The 14,949-nt window shown below is 32.0% G+C and carries 15 protein-coding genes; 9 read left to right on the top strand and 6 right to left on the bottom strand.

All coding sequences use genetic code 11. The features are described from left to right. Positions 1-225: 225 nt before the first annotated feature. The 4 genes from N5E64_RS11280 to N5E64_RS11295 all read right to left on the bottom strand — a co-directional run bounded on the left by N5E64_RS11280 (position 226) and on the right by N5E64_RS11295 (position 2,066). Positions 226-474: a hypothetical protein gene (locus N5E64_RS11280; RefSeq protein ID WP_038335651.1), complete on the bottom strand. Its 249-nt coding sequence runs from the start codon at positions 472-474 to the stop codon at positions 226-228. Continuing rightward, positions 461-727 (bottom strand): hypothetical protein, encoded by a 267-nt coding sequence (locus N5E64_RS11285; RefSeq protein WP_038335652.1) that lies wholly within the window; start codon positions 725-727, stop codon positions 461-463. The genes N5E64_RS11280 and N5E64_RS11285 overlap by 14 nt, the downstream gene beginning before the upstream one ends. 11 nt (positions 728-738) lie before the next feature. Then, entirely contained in the window at positions 739-1,170 is a 432-nt protein-coding gene (locus N5E64_RS11290) for a DUF5675 family protein (RefSeq protein WP_280037638.1), read from the bottom strand. Between the two features lie 92 nt (positions 1,171-1,262). Further along, a complete protein-coding gene (locus N5E64_RS11295) occupies positions 1,263-2,066 on the bottom strand; it encodes a hypothetical protein (RefSeq protein ID WP_188319663.1) in 804 nt (267 codons plus the stop codon). A gap of 95 nt (positions 2,067-2,161) precedes the next feature. Here N5E64_RS11295 and N5E64_RS11300 point away from each other — a divergent pair, with 95 nt between their 5' ends. The 8 genes from N5E64_RS11300 (at position 2,162) to N5E64_RS11330 (ending at position 9,063) form a co-directional block, all read left to right on the top strand. Further along, complete coding sequence (locus N5E64_RS11300) at positions 2,162-2,383, top strand: hypothetical protein (protein WP_280037645.1); 222 nt, start codon at positions 2,162-2,164, stop codon at positions 2,381-2,383. Between the two features lie 108 nt (positions 2,384-2,491). Further along, positions 2,492-2,653 (top strand): hypothetical protein, encoded by a 162-nt coding sequence (locus tag N5E64_RS15790; protein WP_407933296.1) that lies wholly within the window; start codon positions 2,492-2,494, stop codon positions 2,651-2,653. Positions 2,654-2,808: 155 nt separating this feature from the next. Continuing rightward, positions 2,809-3,351, top strand: coding sequence for a hypothetical protein (locus tag N5E64_RS11305; protein ID WP_280037646.1), 543 nt, complete (start codon positions 2,809-2,811; stop codon positions 3,349-3,351). A 121-nt stretch (positions 3,352-3,472) separates the two neighbouring features. Beyond that, complete coding sequence (locus tag N5E64_RS11310; RefSeq protein WP_019975371.1) at positions 3,473-3,817, top strand: hypothetical protein; 345 nt, start codon at positions 3,473-3,475, stop codon at positions 3,815-3,817. Between the two features lie 7 nt (positions 3,818-3,824). After that, positions 3,825-4,115: a cell division protein ZapA gene (locus N5E64_RS11315; protein ID WP_038335658.1), complete on the top strand. Its 291-nt coding sequence runs from the start codon at positions 3,825-3,827 to the stop codon at positions 4,113-4,115. A 263-nt stretch (positions 4,116-4,378) separates the two neighbouring features. Then, positions 4,379-5,941: a ribonuclease Y gene (gene rny / locus N5E64_RS11320; RefSeq protein WP_371875740.1), complete on the top strand. Its 1,563-nt coding sequence runs from the start codon at positions 4,379-4,381 to the stop codon at positions 5,939-5,941. 382 nt (positions 5,942-6,323) lie between these two features. Then, a complete protein-coding gene (locus tag N5E64_RS11325) occupies positions 6,324-7,283 on the top strand; it encodes a ribonucleotide-diphosphate reductase subunit beta (protein ID WP_038335662.1) in 960 nt (319 codons plus the stop codon). 79 nt (positions 7,284-7,362) lie between these two features. Next, positions 7,363-9,063 (top strand): ribonucleoside-diphosphate reductase subunit alpha, encoded by a 1,701-nt coding sequence (locus N5E64_RS11330; RefSeq protein ID WP_115001235.1) that lies wholly within the window; start codon positions 7,363-7,365, stop codon positions 9,061-9,063. A 94-nt stretch (positions 9,064-9,157) separates the two neighbouring features. Here the strand turns inward: N5E64_RS11330 and N5E64_RS11335 are convergent, their stop codons facing one another. Together N5E64_RS11335 and N5E64_RS11340 are read right to left on the bottom strand one after the other, a co-directional pair. Next, positions 9,158-10,000 carry a DUF4197 domain-containing protein gene (locus tag N5E64_RS11335; protein WP_280037648.1) on the bottom strand — a complete coding sequence of 281 codons (843 nt, stop codon included), beginning with the start codon at positions 9,998-10,000 and terminating at the stop codon, positions 9,158-9,160. Between the two features lie 55 nt (positions 10,001-10,055). Continuing rightward, the gene (locus tag N5E64_RS11340; protein WP_038333563.1) at positions 10,056-11,642 is read right to left on the bottom strand and encodes a peptide chain release factor 3; all 1,587 of its coding nucleotides are present in this window, start codon (positions 11,640-11,642) and stop codon (positions 10,056-10,058) included. Between the two features lie 117 nt (positions 11,643-11,759). Here N5E64_RS11340 and N5E64_RS11345 point away from each other — a divergent pair, with 117 nt between their 5' ends. Next, positions 11,760-14,948, top strand: coding sequence for a T9SS type B sorting domain-containing protein (locus N5E64_RS11345; RefSeq protein WP_125349061.1), 3,189 nt, complete (start codon positions 11,760-11,762; stop codon positions 14,946-14,948). Position 14,949 lies beyond the last annotated feature (1 nt).

Genomic DNA, 14,949 nt, shown 5'->3' on the forward strand with positions numbered 1-14,949 from the left:
CTCTTTTTTCTTTTGAAGATAATTTTGAATTTGAACCAAAACCACTTCCTCGATTTTATAATTTTGATTCATCTTTTTCGACAATATTCCAACTTAGATTAGGACATAAAGCGTACATATTCCACCTCTATAGATAATTGGGTGCAGTTATCACGCATAAAAAAATCTCACCTATTAAGATGAGATTTCAAAAAGTCCTGAAAGTCCTATCAAGGTCTTATAAGACTATTTTTTATTTGGATCATTATCTGCTTCATCAATCTTTACAGCAGTTTGAGCAACAGCACTGGCGATTGCACCACCTAAAGCCAAATATCCTGCAACTGTAATGACAGTAGCTGGAAGAACAACAGGAGCAGCTAAGATAGTACCGCTAATCGCAGTTAAAGCTAATCCAACATTACGAACGATTTTAAACCATTTTGGTGTTTCATTGGTTACACGCTCAACTAAATTTAAACTATCCTTTTTCATCACGTTTATTTTTAAGATTCAACATTTCAAGAGTTGTAATTCTTGATTCTAAATATTCTACACGCTGACTGAGTAAATCATAACTGTTTTTAAATTCAGTTTTGATTAATAAAGCCATCGTTTTTACTTCTGTAATATCCTTTTCCATTTTTTTAAAATCAGCGTGTAATTGCTTAATAAAGTAGGCAACCACTGCCAATAATAAACTTGAAACTGAACCGAAAAGGACATTTAAAACCAATTCATTTTCCATAACTTCTGATTTTAGAATTGAAAATTATTCTCGATTCGAATTTGATTTTCTTTGCTTTTGGCAATCTTCAAAAGTTTAGGATATACCATATCATAAGCTTTACGACTATGGGTAACTTGATAATCACCATTGATCAATTCAAAACCAAACCCAGTCAACGGACATCCTGCAGTTTGTAAATACGTATTTCCGATATGGATATATACATAATCAAAATTCGGAAGCTGATCAATTTCAATCATACCTTCGTGAACTTTACCCATTAGATTTTTATACTTGGTATTCATACCGCCCCAAGAATTGACAATCAATTTAAAATCACCCGTAGGTATTGCAGTTTGCTTCGGTATCTTATCGGCTCGTATTTTATCTTCTAAAAAATAACATTGAAAGATTCCATCAATATATAAATGGCTCAACGTACTTTGCTTCCCTTGAGCCACACGCACAATTTTTACATGCATTATTTATTCAATTAAGGTGAAACAAAAAAGAGCCTTTTCAAATCGAAAAGACTCTTTAACCAACCAACAGCTTAAAAAGCATCTTCGATTTTCAAGCAGTTTCCAGAGGCGAAAGGATAATAATTTCCGTTGACTTCTTGAAAAAATTCAATACCGATACATTGCACAACCGTAACATTGTTTGCCAAAGTTGGCGCACCTGGTAAAGCTGCCGAAATCGTACTTCCGGCATACGGAACATTTAACGGGATATAAGCCGAGTATTCAACAACATTTAATTCGTTATTAATAGCATCGTCAGGCTCATAATTTCCAGTTGTAGGATTGAACGAGAAATCCGATAAAACAGCCAAGGCATTAATTAAACGAAAGTGTGTAGTACCAGCAGGAGCAGAAATCAATTCAGCAGGATTAAATGCTGCAACAATAAATTCCGCTTCGTTTCTATCAACGTTGTGTTCCACATCATAAGGCGCATTAAAAACACCATTAATCGAAAGCTTTTTATCAAACTCAAAACCAATTAAATATTGGCGTTGAGTAGAAACTTCAACTTTACGATAACCTCTGGCTTCTGTACCATCTTCTAAGTTGATTTTCTTCATAACTGAAGTTAATCGACCTGTAACTTGACTATCTGCCATTTTACTCATGACTTGAGAAAGAGCGGTACGCAACGATTTTCCAGTTCTTGCACAACCACCAAACTCATTCATATTTTCACGAGTACGTTCAAACTCAGGTGCAGATTTCACCTGCTGAGCAGTTGGACCACCAACCATACCGGCATAAAAGCCAGGTTGTCCTTTAATTTTAAAATGACGTACATCTCCAATGGTTCCGATGTACTTCATTAGTCCTTTTTGTCTTGCCATAACTTTAAATTTATTAGTTAAACATTTGAGAATAATACTATTACAAAGTTGAATAATTAAATTTGTATAGACAATATGTAACTAATTGCAATACAATGAAATACAGTGCTAAAGAACCTTGTTACCTGGAAGCATTTTATAATGTATTGGAAATCAAAGATGCAGATACTTTGGTGGTTAAACACGCTTTTTCGAAAGAAGAAAAAGAAATTCGATTATACGGAATAGATGCACCAGAAATCCGAAAGAATAGAAAATTAAAAATAGATGAAGAAAAAACGCATCTTCCTGCTAGTTTGTTGATCGAGTTAGGATGAGACGCAAGAAATTACCTAACTAACGTTTTGAGTGTTGGAGATAGAGTAACCATACTTACAGAAATAAAAAATGCCTACGATTTTTATCATAGGTAATTAGGTTATGTCATCCTGGAATCAGGCGAATGTTTGAATGAATTGTTGCTTCAAAATGGATATGCCAAAGCATCAAGAGACTATTATTGTTCCAAATTAGCCGAATATCAGTTAATGAATCGACAAGCTCAAATGAATAAAGTCGGTTTATATGCTCGAATATCCCATTTTTAAGCCTTGATCAAATGTTAAAGTTTCATTTTTGATGGTTTAAAATCAAAGCTAAACAAACACTAAAAACATTATTTCTCAAATGTTGTACTTATGTTGTACCAAATGCTATAAAATGAGTAAACAACCCACTAAAATAAAGACTTTTCAAAGAAACTTTGGATATAGTTGAATTATCTGAAGAAAGCGTTAAGAAAATAGACAAAATTCAACGTTCTTATTTGATTGAATTGAAAGTTCCGTCAAATAAATTGCGTGAGCATGTCAAATTTGCAGTGGATAAAGGAATTATTATCGATCATATTTTGATTAATAATGAAGAAATGACCTTTGAGAAATATGAAAATGAGTTGAAAAATGAAAACAATAAAGCAATGAAAATCTCGAAACAAATCGAAAATAAAGTGAATAAAGCGTTGATAAATGATGCTACTTCTTATGCGACTATTGCGTATCAATTATCAGAAGAACCACGAGTTGTAACGAATATTTTACCACAAACTGATTTGAAAGCTTATAGAGAAATCAACTTAGGATATGAGTTAAAACAAAGTTGGAAAGATGGAATGTATTATTTCAAATCAATTTTGATTATTTTCTGTCAATTTCTGCCAACTATTCTTTCGGTATTGGTTTTGTTTTTTAGTATCAAGTATGTTGTGAAAGTAGTGAAGAATAGAGAAACGAAACAAAAAATGTAAGTAAATCTCTATTTGTCAAATGAATAAGAAAAAACTGATAATATTTAGGTTATTGTATTGATTAGAAGTAAAAAAATACTATTTTTGCAATAGAAGCTAGAATAATTGAAATTCTCAGGAGATGGAAAAAATGGTAAAATTTAATGAACTTGAAAACAAAGTTTTAAGTGTTTTAGGCCAACTTGGGAATTATAAAGATATATTGAAGGGCGCTGAAAACTCGATACAAGAATTGGAAAAATTGCAAAATGAAATCAATTCTCTAAAAGAAGAAAATGCCCGATTGAAAAATAAATTGAGAGATTCGCAAGCGAATAACTTAAATTTAAATGAGGAAGTAAAACGATTAAAAGTCGTTAATGCAATGAGCGGAAATCAGGAGTACAAACAAATGATGAAGCAAAGAATGAACAAATTAATAAAAGAAGTCGATACGTGCATCGCTCAAATTAAAACTAATAATTAATAAAAGAATGTCAACTCAACGAATTGAGATAAAAATTGCTTCACGTCATTACCCAATGACGATTAATTCTGACGAGGAAGAAATGTTACTTTCTTGTGCAGAAGAAATAAATGGTATTTTGAAACAATTTGAACAAAAGTACGCTGTTTCTGACAAACAAGACGCGCTTGCAATGGTGACAATTCAGTTAGCTTTACGTGAAGCAAAGCTGAAAAAGCAAGTGAAAGATAACGAAGAAATGACAACAGAGCGCATTTCGAAGTTATTAGAATTGATTGATCAGTCAATCGCAAAATAAGAGAAGTTCTGACAGTTGTGAAACTGTCCACTAAACAATATTCCTACATTAGTTCTAGCTATTTTGGTTAACTCAACACTAGTTTTGTTACCGAGTGAACACCGTTCGGAAAGCGGGCCGCAACCTTTTAGGTTCATTTATTTGACAGCGGATACTTGACTGACGGACTAACTCAAATCCTGTTTACAGGAGTTAACTCAAAACATACTTTACTAATGTAGGTTTTTTTATATATAAACATTACATAATCTATGGACCCAATTATGACAATAATTATTGCAATTGTTACATTAATCATAGGTGCAGCGGTGGGATATTTCTTATCAAAAAAATCAGTTGATAAACAGAATCAAGAACTGATTGACGAAGCAACTCGCAAAGCACAAAATTTGATTAATGATGCTGAGAAAGATGGTGAAGCCATTAAAAAAGAGAAAATTTTTCAAGCCAAAGAAAAATTTTTAGAATTAAAATCTAAACACGAAGAAGTTGTTAATCAACGTGAAAGAAAAGTAGCTGATGCTGAGCTTAAAGTAAAAGAACGTGAAGAGAGAATCAAAACGGACTTAGCAGAAATTCAGAAACAAAAAGATCAGATTAAATCTGAGAAAGGAAATATACAAGCACGTACAGAGAAGCTTAACATTAAGCAAAAAGAAGTGGATACGATGCACAAAAAACAAGTAGAAATCCTTGAGAAAATTTCAAACTATTCTGCTGATGAAGCACGTGCTGAATTGATTGAAGTCTTGAAAGACGAAGCAAGAACGAAAGCACAAGCTCATATCCAAGAAATTATGGAAGAGGCTGAATTGGATGCGAAAAATGAAGCGCGTAAAATTGTGATTTCTTCTATTCAACGAATCGGAACAGAGCAAGCGATAGAGAATGCAGTTTCTGTGTTTAACATTGAATCTGATGAAATCAAAGGACGTATCATTGGTCGTGAAGGACGTAATATTCGTGCAATAGAAGCTGCTACAGGAGTTGAAGTGATTGTTGATGATACGCCAGAAGCGATTATTCTTTCATGTTTTGATCCTGTTCGTCGTGAAATTGCTCGTTTATCTTTGCACCGTTTAGTAACGGATGGGCGTATTCACCCAGCACGTATTGAGGAAGTTGTGGCAAAAACAACAAAACAAATTGAGGATGAAATTATCGAAGTTGGTAAGAAAACAATTTTAGATTTGGGAATTCACGGTTTACACAAAGATTTGGTTCGTATTGTTGGACGAATGAAATATCGTTCTTCTTATGGTCAAAACCTGTTACAACACTCTCGCGAGGTGGCAAATTTGGCAGGAACCTTGGCTGCAGAATTAGGGTTAAATCCTAAGTTAGCGAAACGTGCAGGTTTATTACACGATATTGGTAAAGTTCCGGAGCAAGAATCTGAATTGCCTCACGCAATTTTGGGGATGCAATGGGCAGAGAAATATGGAGAACATCCAGACGTAATTAATGCAATTGGAGCTCACCACGATGAAATAGAGATGACTTCTTTAATTTCGCCACTTATACAAGTTGCCGATGCAATTTCTGGTGCTCGTCCAGGGGCTCGTCGTCAAGTTGTGGAATCGTATATGCAACGTCTGAAAGATTTAGAAGCTACGGCTCTTAACTTTGATGGTGTAGAAAAAGCATACGCGATTCAAGCTGGTCGTGAGTTGCGTGTGATTGTAGAAAGTGATAAAGTTGATGACACAAAAGCAGCTGAATTATCGTTCTTAATTTCGGATAAAATTCAAAACGAAATGACTTATCCAGGTCAAGTTCGTGTAACTGTAATTCGTGAAACACGTGCAGTAAATATTGCAAGATAAAATTTAGAATTTAATCATATTCTTTAGGCAAGTCTACAACAAGGCTTGCCTATTTTTTTTGTTAAATTATAGAAAATTAATCCAAGTTATAGTTGTTATTTTGATAAAAATTATTAAATTATAACGAATAAAAATTCAAAAATAATTAATTAATAATCAAATAATTAACAACTTGTTGATAACCTTTTTAATTTTTAAGATTACAAAATTTTTAATTGTAAAATCTTATCTTAATTTTGAAAGAATCGATGAGTAATTGAAACGAAAATGTAACCCTATTGAGGTTCAAATTTCTAAATAAAATAAAAGAACCAACTTCATTTATTTTGATGAAAGAATTCGTTTTTACCAAAGTTTATTAATCTAAAAAGTCCAAAAAACTATGTCTATTTTTGATAAAAGGGTAAATTATAAACCATTTGAATATCCTGAAATTTTAACCTTTACAGAAGCAATCCAAAAAGCATATTGGGTACACGGAGAAGTAGATTTTACTTCAGATATCCAAGACTATCATGCCAATTTAGATGATGCGAAACGCGAAATTCACAAACGTTCTATTTTATCAATTGCGCAAGTAGAGGTAACGGTAAAAGGATTCTGGGGAGATTTGTATCATTATTTTCCAAAGCCAGAATTGAATGGATTAGGTGCTACTTTTGCAGAATGTGAGTTTAGACATAGTGAAGCGTATTCGCGTATTTTGGAGGTAAATGGTTATTTAGATGAGTTTAATGTAGCCTTACAAAATCCAATTTTCAAAAGTTATAATACGTTTGTTGGAGAAATTATGCGTGACGAGAACAAATCAATTGTAGAGAAATTATTGTTCTTTGCATTGGTAATCGAAGATAGTTCGTTATTCTCGAAATTTGCAAATATTTTGGCATTTACACGTTTTGATGGTTTAATGAAAAATACAGCAAACATCATTGCTTGGACATCTACAGATGAGCAAATTCACGCAAATGCTGGGATTTATTTGATTAATAAAATTCGTGAAGAAGGTTTATTACCAGAGGAATTAGATCAAAATTGGGTAGAAACTGCTGTTCGTGGTTATATTGACCAAGAAGAAATGATGTTAGATTGGATTTTCGAGAAAGGAGAATTTGGTTATTACTCAAAAGCAGATTTATTAAACTATATGAAATACCGTATTGATGAAGCAATTGCTAAAATTGGATACAAAAAAATATTTCATATTTCCCAAGAACAGTATAAACCGATGGCTTGGTTTGAGGAAGAAGTTTTTGCGAGTAGTTTAGACGATTTTTTCGCAAAAAGACCAGTAGATTATACTAAACATGACAAAAGTATTTCGGCAGACGATTTATTTTAAACCGCCGAAACTTTTTATCAAAAACACAACTATAAATAAAATTATTTAACAATATCACATCATTATAAATTCTAAAGCTATGGACAATCCAATACCACACGACGACATTCAAAATATATTTTTTGACGGTGAAGCACCAAAATTATGGTGGAAAAACTCTGAATCTGAACAAATTTTGAATAGAGGTTATTTATTGAAAGGGGAAACAGTTGAAGGAGCTATAGATCGTATCACAGCTGCGGCTGCAAAACGTTTATACAAACCAGAATTGCAAGAATCTTTCAAAGAAATGATAGAAAGAGGTTGGATGAGTTTATCATCTCCAATTTGGGCAAATATGGGAACAGAGCGTGGTTTACCAATTTCTTGTTTCAATGTTCATATTCCAGATAGTATTGAAGGAATTACGCATAAATTAGGAGAAGTTATTATGCAAACTAAAATCGGTGGTGGTACTTCTGGTTATTTTGGTGAATTGCGTGAGCGTGGAGCGGCGATTACAGATAACGGAAAAAGTAGTGGAGCTGTTTCGTTTATGGAATTGTTCAATTCTGCGATGAATGTGGTTTCTCAAGGTTCTACACGTCGTGGAGCTTTTGCGGCTTATTTGGATATTGACCATGATGATATCGAAGAATTCTTGAAAATTAAATCGATAGGAAGTTCAATTCAGAATTTATTTTATGGTGTTTGTGTACCAGATTATTGGATGCAAGAAATGATTGATGGAGATGCGGATAAACGTCAAATTTGGGCGAAAGTTTTAGAATCACGTCAAGAAAAAGGATTACCATATTTATTCTTTACAGATAACGTAAATAAAAATAAACCACAGGTTTACAAAGATTTAGGAATGTCAATCAACGCTTCTAATCTTTGTTCAGAAATTATGTTGCCTTCATCTGCTGATGAATCATTTATTTGTTGTTTATCTTCTATGAATTTGGAGTTATACGACGAATGGAAAGATACAGAAGCTGTACGTTTAGCAATTTTCTTCTTAGATGCAGTTTTACAAGAATTCATCGAAAAAACAGAAGGAAATCATTATTTAGCATCAGCTAATCGTTTTGCAAAACGTCACCGCGCATTAGGTTTAGGAGTATTAGGATGGCACTCTTATTTACAACGCAACATGATACCTTTCGAAGGGATGGAAGCGAAATTACGTACAACAGAAATTTTCAAGCATATTCAATCTAAAGCAGATAAAGCTTCGGAAGAATTAGCTCGTATTTATGGTGAACCAGAGGTTTTAAAAGGCTACGGACGTCGTAATACAACAACTTGTGCAATTGCACCAACTACGTCTTCTTCTGCGATTTTAGGACAAACTTCTCCAGGAATTGAGCCGTTTGCTTCAAATTATTACAAAGCAGGTTTATCGAAAGGAAACTTTATGCGTAAGAATAAATATTTGACTAAATTATTACAAGAAAAAGGAATCGATAACGAAGATATTTGGCGCGAAATCATGTTGAATGGTGGCTCTGTGCAACATTTAGAACAATTGACAAAAGAGGAAAAAGATGTGTTCAAAACATTCAAAGAAATTTCTCAATTAGAAATTGTTCAACAAGCAGCGATTCGTCAAAAATATGTAGATCAATCGCAGTCATTAAACCTAAATATTCCACCAGATTTACCTGTGAAAGAAGTTAACCGTTTGATGATCGAAGCTTGGCAATTAGGTGTAAAAACATTGTACTATCAGCGTTCACAATCAGTTTCTAAGGAATTAGTTGCAAACTTAGTTTCTTGTTCTTCTTGTGAAGCTTAATAGGAAATGATATATTTTATTACAAATAGAAAATCCGCTCTTTTGAGCGGATTTTTTTATTGAAAGTCATCTTGAAATTTATCTCAAAACAAATTTACTTCTTACTATCTTGTGCTCCAAAAACCTGTTGTAACAACGATGTTGTACGCAAAGCTTTATTCCCACGAATTCCTTCTTCTTTTTCTGCAACCATGTTAAACACACCATTTATTGTTTGTTGTGTTACATAAGCATTCAGATTTGGATCAATTTGGTTTCCAGTTAACGTATTGTATTTTGTAATCAAATTATTCCAAACTTTATCCGCACTAACTTTACCTAAAGACGCTTCCACTTTTGGTTGAAAAGCCTTTGTTAAATCAGATGTTGTTTTTAGTTTTAAATAATTGGTAGCCGAATTATTTCCTCCTAATAAAATATCTTTCGCATCTGTAATTGTCATTGATGTCACAGCGTTTACGAAAATAGGAGCAGCTTCAGAAACAGCATCTTCAGCAGCAGAATTCAATAATTTGATTCCTTTATCCGCCAAACTTCCCATTCCTAAAGAACGCAAAGTTTTTTCTACATTTTGTAATTCTTCTGGCATCAAGATTTTTGCAACTGAATTATTATAAAAACCATTCTTTTGACCCAATGATTTTATTCCGTCCGTTAATCCTAATGACAAAGCTTCTTTCAATCCAGAGGCAACAGTTGCGTTAGATAAACCATTTAACTTTGTTAAGGATTCTGCAGAAATTGTTTTAGATTCTGTTGAACCATTTACAACTTTTATTGAATCAACTTTTACTGTTGAATTATTTTGTGTTGTCGTTTGAGTGTTTACTTTTTCGACTTCTTTTTTTAATGTTCCAAAAATTGATTTCAAATCTTGTGCTTTTGAATTTACTGCAAACGCTGAAATCAATGTTAAACTTAATATGATCTTTTTCATTTAGATTTTTTCTAAAAAATATTTCAGTTGGTTAATTCAATTATCTGACCAAAATTTAAAACTCACTTACAAAATGTAATTTCACTGAAGGAAATTTATCTTGCGTCATTTGAATTGTAAAAGCAGAATCTGCTAAAAATACCAATTGATTGAATTTATCTCTTGCTAAATAACGTTGTTTAACACGTTTGAATTCTAAGAATTCTTCTGATTTTTCATCTTCAACTTCTACCCAACACGCTTTGTGAACAGAGAAAGGTTCGTACGTTGCTTTTGCACCATATTCGTGCTCTAAACGATATTGGATAACCTCATATTGCAGTGCACCAACGGTTCCGATAACTTTACGATTATTCATTTCTAATGTAAATAACTGCGCAACACCTTCGTCCATTAATTGATCAATTCCTTTTTCCAATTGTTTTGCTTTCATTGGATCAGCATTGTTGATGTAACGGAAATGTTCTGGCGAGAAAGCAGGAATTCCTTTGAAAGAAAATTTTTCACCTTCTGTCAACGTATCACCAATTCTAAAGTTTCCTGTATCGTGTAAACCAACGATATCACCCGCAAACGATTCGTCAACCACTTCTTTTTTATCAGCAAAGAAAGCATTTGGCGCAGCGAATTTCATGTTTTTACCTTGGCGAACGTGGAAATAGTTGGTATTACGTTCAAATTTACCAGAAACGATTTTGATAAAGGCTAAACGGTCGCGGTGTTTCGGATCCATATTCGCGTGAATTTTGAACACGAAGCCAGAAAATTTATTTTCATAAGGTTCGACAATTCTCAAATCTGTTTCTTTAGATTGTGGAGTTGGTGCAATATCAACGAAAGCGTCTAACAATTCGCGAACACCAAAATTATTAAGAGCAGAACCAAAAAATACAGGTTGTAAATTTCCGTCCATATATTCTTGCATGTCAAATTCTGGATAAACTCCATCAATTAAATCAATCTCATTACGAAGATTTTCGGCGTAAGTTGTTCCAATTAATGTGTCTAAATCTGGACTTGATAAATCCTCAACTTTCGTTGTTTCAGAAATTTTTTGTTTATTATCTCCAGAAAAAATATTGATGTTTTTCTCCCAAATATTATAAATTCCTTTGAAAGTTGCTCCAATACCAATTGGCCAAGAAAGAGGTGTTACTTGTAAGTCTAGTTTTTGTTCTACTTCGTCCATTAAATCAAACGCATCTTTTCCTTCGCGGTCCATTTTGTTAATGAAAACCAACATCGGAATTTTGCGCATACGACAAACTTCTACCAATTTGATTGTTTGTTCCTCAACCCCTTTTGCAACGTCGATTACCACAATCGCAGAATCTACGGCAGTTAGTGTACGGAAAGTGTCTTCGGCGAAATCCTTGTGACCAGGCGTATCTAAGATATTAATCTTTTTTCCTTTATATTCGAATGCTAAAACTGAAGTAGCAACCGAAATACCACGTTGGCGTTCAATTTCCATAAAATCGGAAGTTGCTCCTTTTTTAATTTTGTTACTTTTTACAGCTCCAGCTTCTTGAATTGCGCCTCCAAAAAGTAATAACTTCTCTGTTAAAGTTGTTTTACCAGCATCGGGATGGGCGATAATTCCAAAGGTTTTTCTTTTATTTATTTCTTGTTCTAAAGACATCTTAATCAAATTTTCAGGTTGCAAAGATAGTTTATCTCACGAAAATTAGAAACATTATGGTTGATAGAATATTCTAAAGTAAATTGCGTTATTCTAAAAATAGTTGACGAAAGACGTATGAAAAAGATATTTTACTTTTTATTGTTGATGATTAGTGGGATTGTTTGGGGGCAGATAAGTGAATTTAATAATCTATGTACAAACAATTCTAACTTAAGTTTATCTACAGCTTATCAGAATATTGAATTTAAAACAGCCATAAAAGATAATAGTAATGGCGTTTCGTGTAGAAATGATGAAAATGATAAATACAAAAGTATAAATTATTATAAAGTAGTTTCAGGAGGTAGTTTTGAGTTTAAATATAATTTTACAGCAATCAATCCTGTTAATTTTCAAGTTTGGATTTTATCAGAAAATGAATTGAATAATTTTTTCTTTAATAATAAAACACGTTATAATTCTGTAAGAAGTTCTTTTAGTGATAAAAGTAATGATAGAGGATTGTTTAGTTCTGAAACTGATGAATGTGAATATTATGATAATATTAGAGGAAATGATGCTGATGGTGAATTAAAACCAATCGATGTAGTTGCTGGACAATATATTGTAATAGGATTTGTAAGTCGTGATTCTAATGCAAAAATTAGTTTTGTTACTCCGGGAGGTACAGCAATTGTATGTGAACCAGAGCCAATTAGTGGAAATACAGAATTGTCAGGTAAATGTTTTAGTGAAGTTTATACCATTTCAGAAGTTAAAGATAAAGTCAAATCACAAATTTCAGTAGATCATTCACAAATAGTTGATGTAAATAAAATAAAAATATTTAATTCAGTTACTTCTACAGATGAAATTACAACTGATATTAATTCTTCTATAGGATTAGGGCATACTTATATAGCCAAAGTCTATGATAATAGAAATGTAGAGATTTATAGATACACAGTTACTATTAATTTTAAAGCAGGATATAATTTCTATTTTACGGATTATACGTATGAAGTTTGTGGGAAAAATTATGTTGTTAATTATAAAGATATTATCGAGAAACACGTGACGGATTATACAGATGTGAATAATTTTAGAATTAATTATGTTGAATATGGAGGTGTAAGATATTCTGATGGTCAAACAATAAACTTTAGTGATGATCTTGTGAGAATGAATGTTTCTATCACTTATATAGGGACTGATTTATGTGAGAGTACAGATGATTTTCAAATCGATATTCGAGATGTCAAACATTATAATTTATATACACCAGAAATAATTACAACATGCAATTCTAAATTCACTATTAATAAATTTGATTTAAGAATTAAAACTCAGGTTATTAATGATGAAGATTACGATTTAAAATTTTATTTATCTGATGGAACAGAAGTTTATGAGAATAATGAAATAGATATAATTTCAGGTCAATTAAACTTAACATATCAAGCAGTTCATTATAGAACGGGATGTTTGGGTGAGAAAGGCACATTAATAATCAAACAAACCTCAAAAGCAAATATTCTTCCAGCAGAAATAAAAGATATTTGTTTAGCAGATTTTACACAAATCCATGTAGATAATACAATTGATAGAATTCAAAATGGTAACAACTATAACCTAAAGTATTATCAAGAAGATAGTTTAGTTGAAATTACAGATTTATTTACATATATCAAAACAACTAAAAATGGAAAAATCATTGTAAAAGCTTTGGCAGCTGATAATGGAAATACAATTTGTGATACAGTTGTAGAATTAACATTTAATTTAGACGAATCTAATTTCGACAAGATTGATAATATTCCAACACTTAATTCTACTTGTTCAGAAGTTGGTTTGGGATATACTTTTACGATTGTCAAAATCGAAACTTATTTAAAATCAAAACTTGGTAGAACGGATATTACGTTTAATGGAATTTCAGATGAAACGCTTTCTGATAATCAATCTAAAACAATTCGATTTAAAGTCAAAATAAACGGAGAAAACTGTTTTTCAGAAGAAATGTCGCTAAAATTACAAGTGATTACGAAACCAAATGTAACAGATACTACACAAGAATTAACGGCAGATTGTGATGATAAAATTACAATAGACGATCAAGTATTAAGTAATTTGTTTGGAGCAAATTCTATCATAGATTATGACTCCGAAATTTTGCATAATAATTCAACGCCATTAATTTTTGTAGGTGGAAAAGCAACGATTAAAGTTCGTTTTAAAAATAAATTAGACAATTCGTGTTTTGTTGAAAAAGAAATTATTATCAATGAAAAACAAGATTTAATTGTTGATGTTCTTGCTGTAGAAATGCATACACAAGATCATGAAATCATTTATTGTGAAGATAATCCTACTACTGCAAAAAATCAAATTCAATCTGTTTTAGATTATATCAAATTAAACTATCCAACTTTAGTTACGCAATCTTCTGTTGACGAAATTTATGCAAAATTTACGTCTAATAACGATTTTGTTGAGGTTGTTTTTAATGATCCAAATTATTGTGGTATTGCAACGATTAAGTTTTATTACAAAATAAATACTTTGCCAACAATAACAGTTTCACCAACTGGAGAAGTTTGTTCAGGAGACTTGTACAATTTAGATTTTACAACTCAAACAGATTACGATAAGTATTATTATGAGGTAGAAAAAGAAGATGGAACTAGAATTTTAGGAACATATATTTTTGAGCTTGATGCAGGTAATTATAAAATTACAATTGAAGATAAATTATCGGGTTGTTCTATTGTTAAAACGTTAGTTGTTTCTCTTTCAGTATTGCCTACAATTGATAAAATTACAATCAACGAAAAAAGTATAATTGTTTCTGCAAAAGGAAATGGAAAGTTAGAATATGCGTTGTTTGATTCTGATGGAAAAGTAATTGTAGATTGGCAAACAAAGAATGAATTAATTATTCCAGATAATATCAAAAATAATAATTTTACAGTAAGAGTAAGATTGAATAATTGTGGAGTTTCGGAGCGTAAAAATGTTATTTACCTTGCTTTACCAAATGTTGTAACACCAAATAATGATGGTTTTAATGATATTTGGCAACCAATGACAAAAGATGGTAAAGTTACCGATACATCAAATTCGTACAAATTGATTATTTTTGACCGTTACGGAAAACAGATATTGACACAAGAAGGAACAGATATTATAAAATGGGACGGAACGCTAAATGGTAAACCTGTTGCAGATGGGACATATTGGTATTTGTTAGAATTCTCGAAGCAATCAGATGATTTGCAAGTTTTATATTCTGGTAGTATATTAGTTAAACGAAAAATCAATTAAT

Source organism: Empedobacter sp. GD03739, assembly GCF_029843245.1.
In the GTDB taxonomy this organism is placed as follows: Bacteria; Bacteroidota; Bacteroidia; order Flavobacteriales; family Weeksellaceae; genus Empedobacter; species Empedobacter falsenii_B.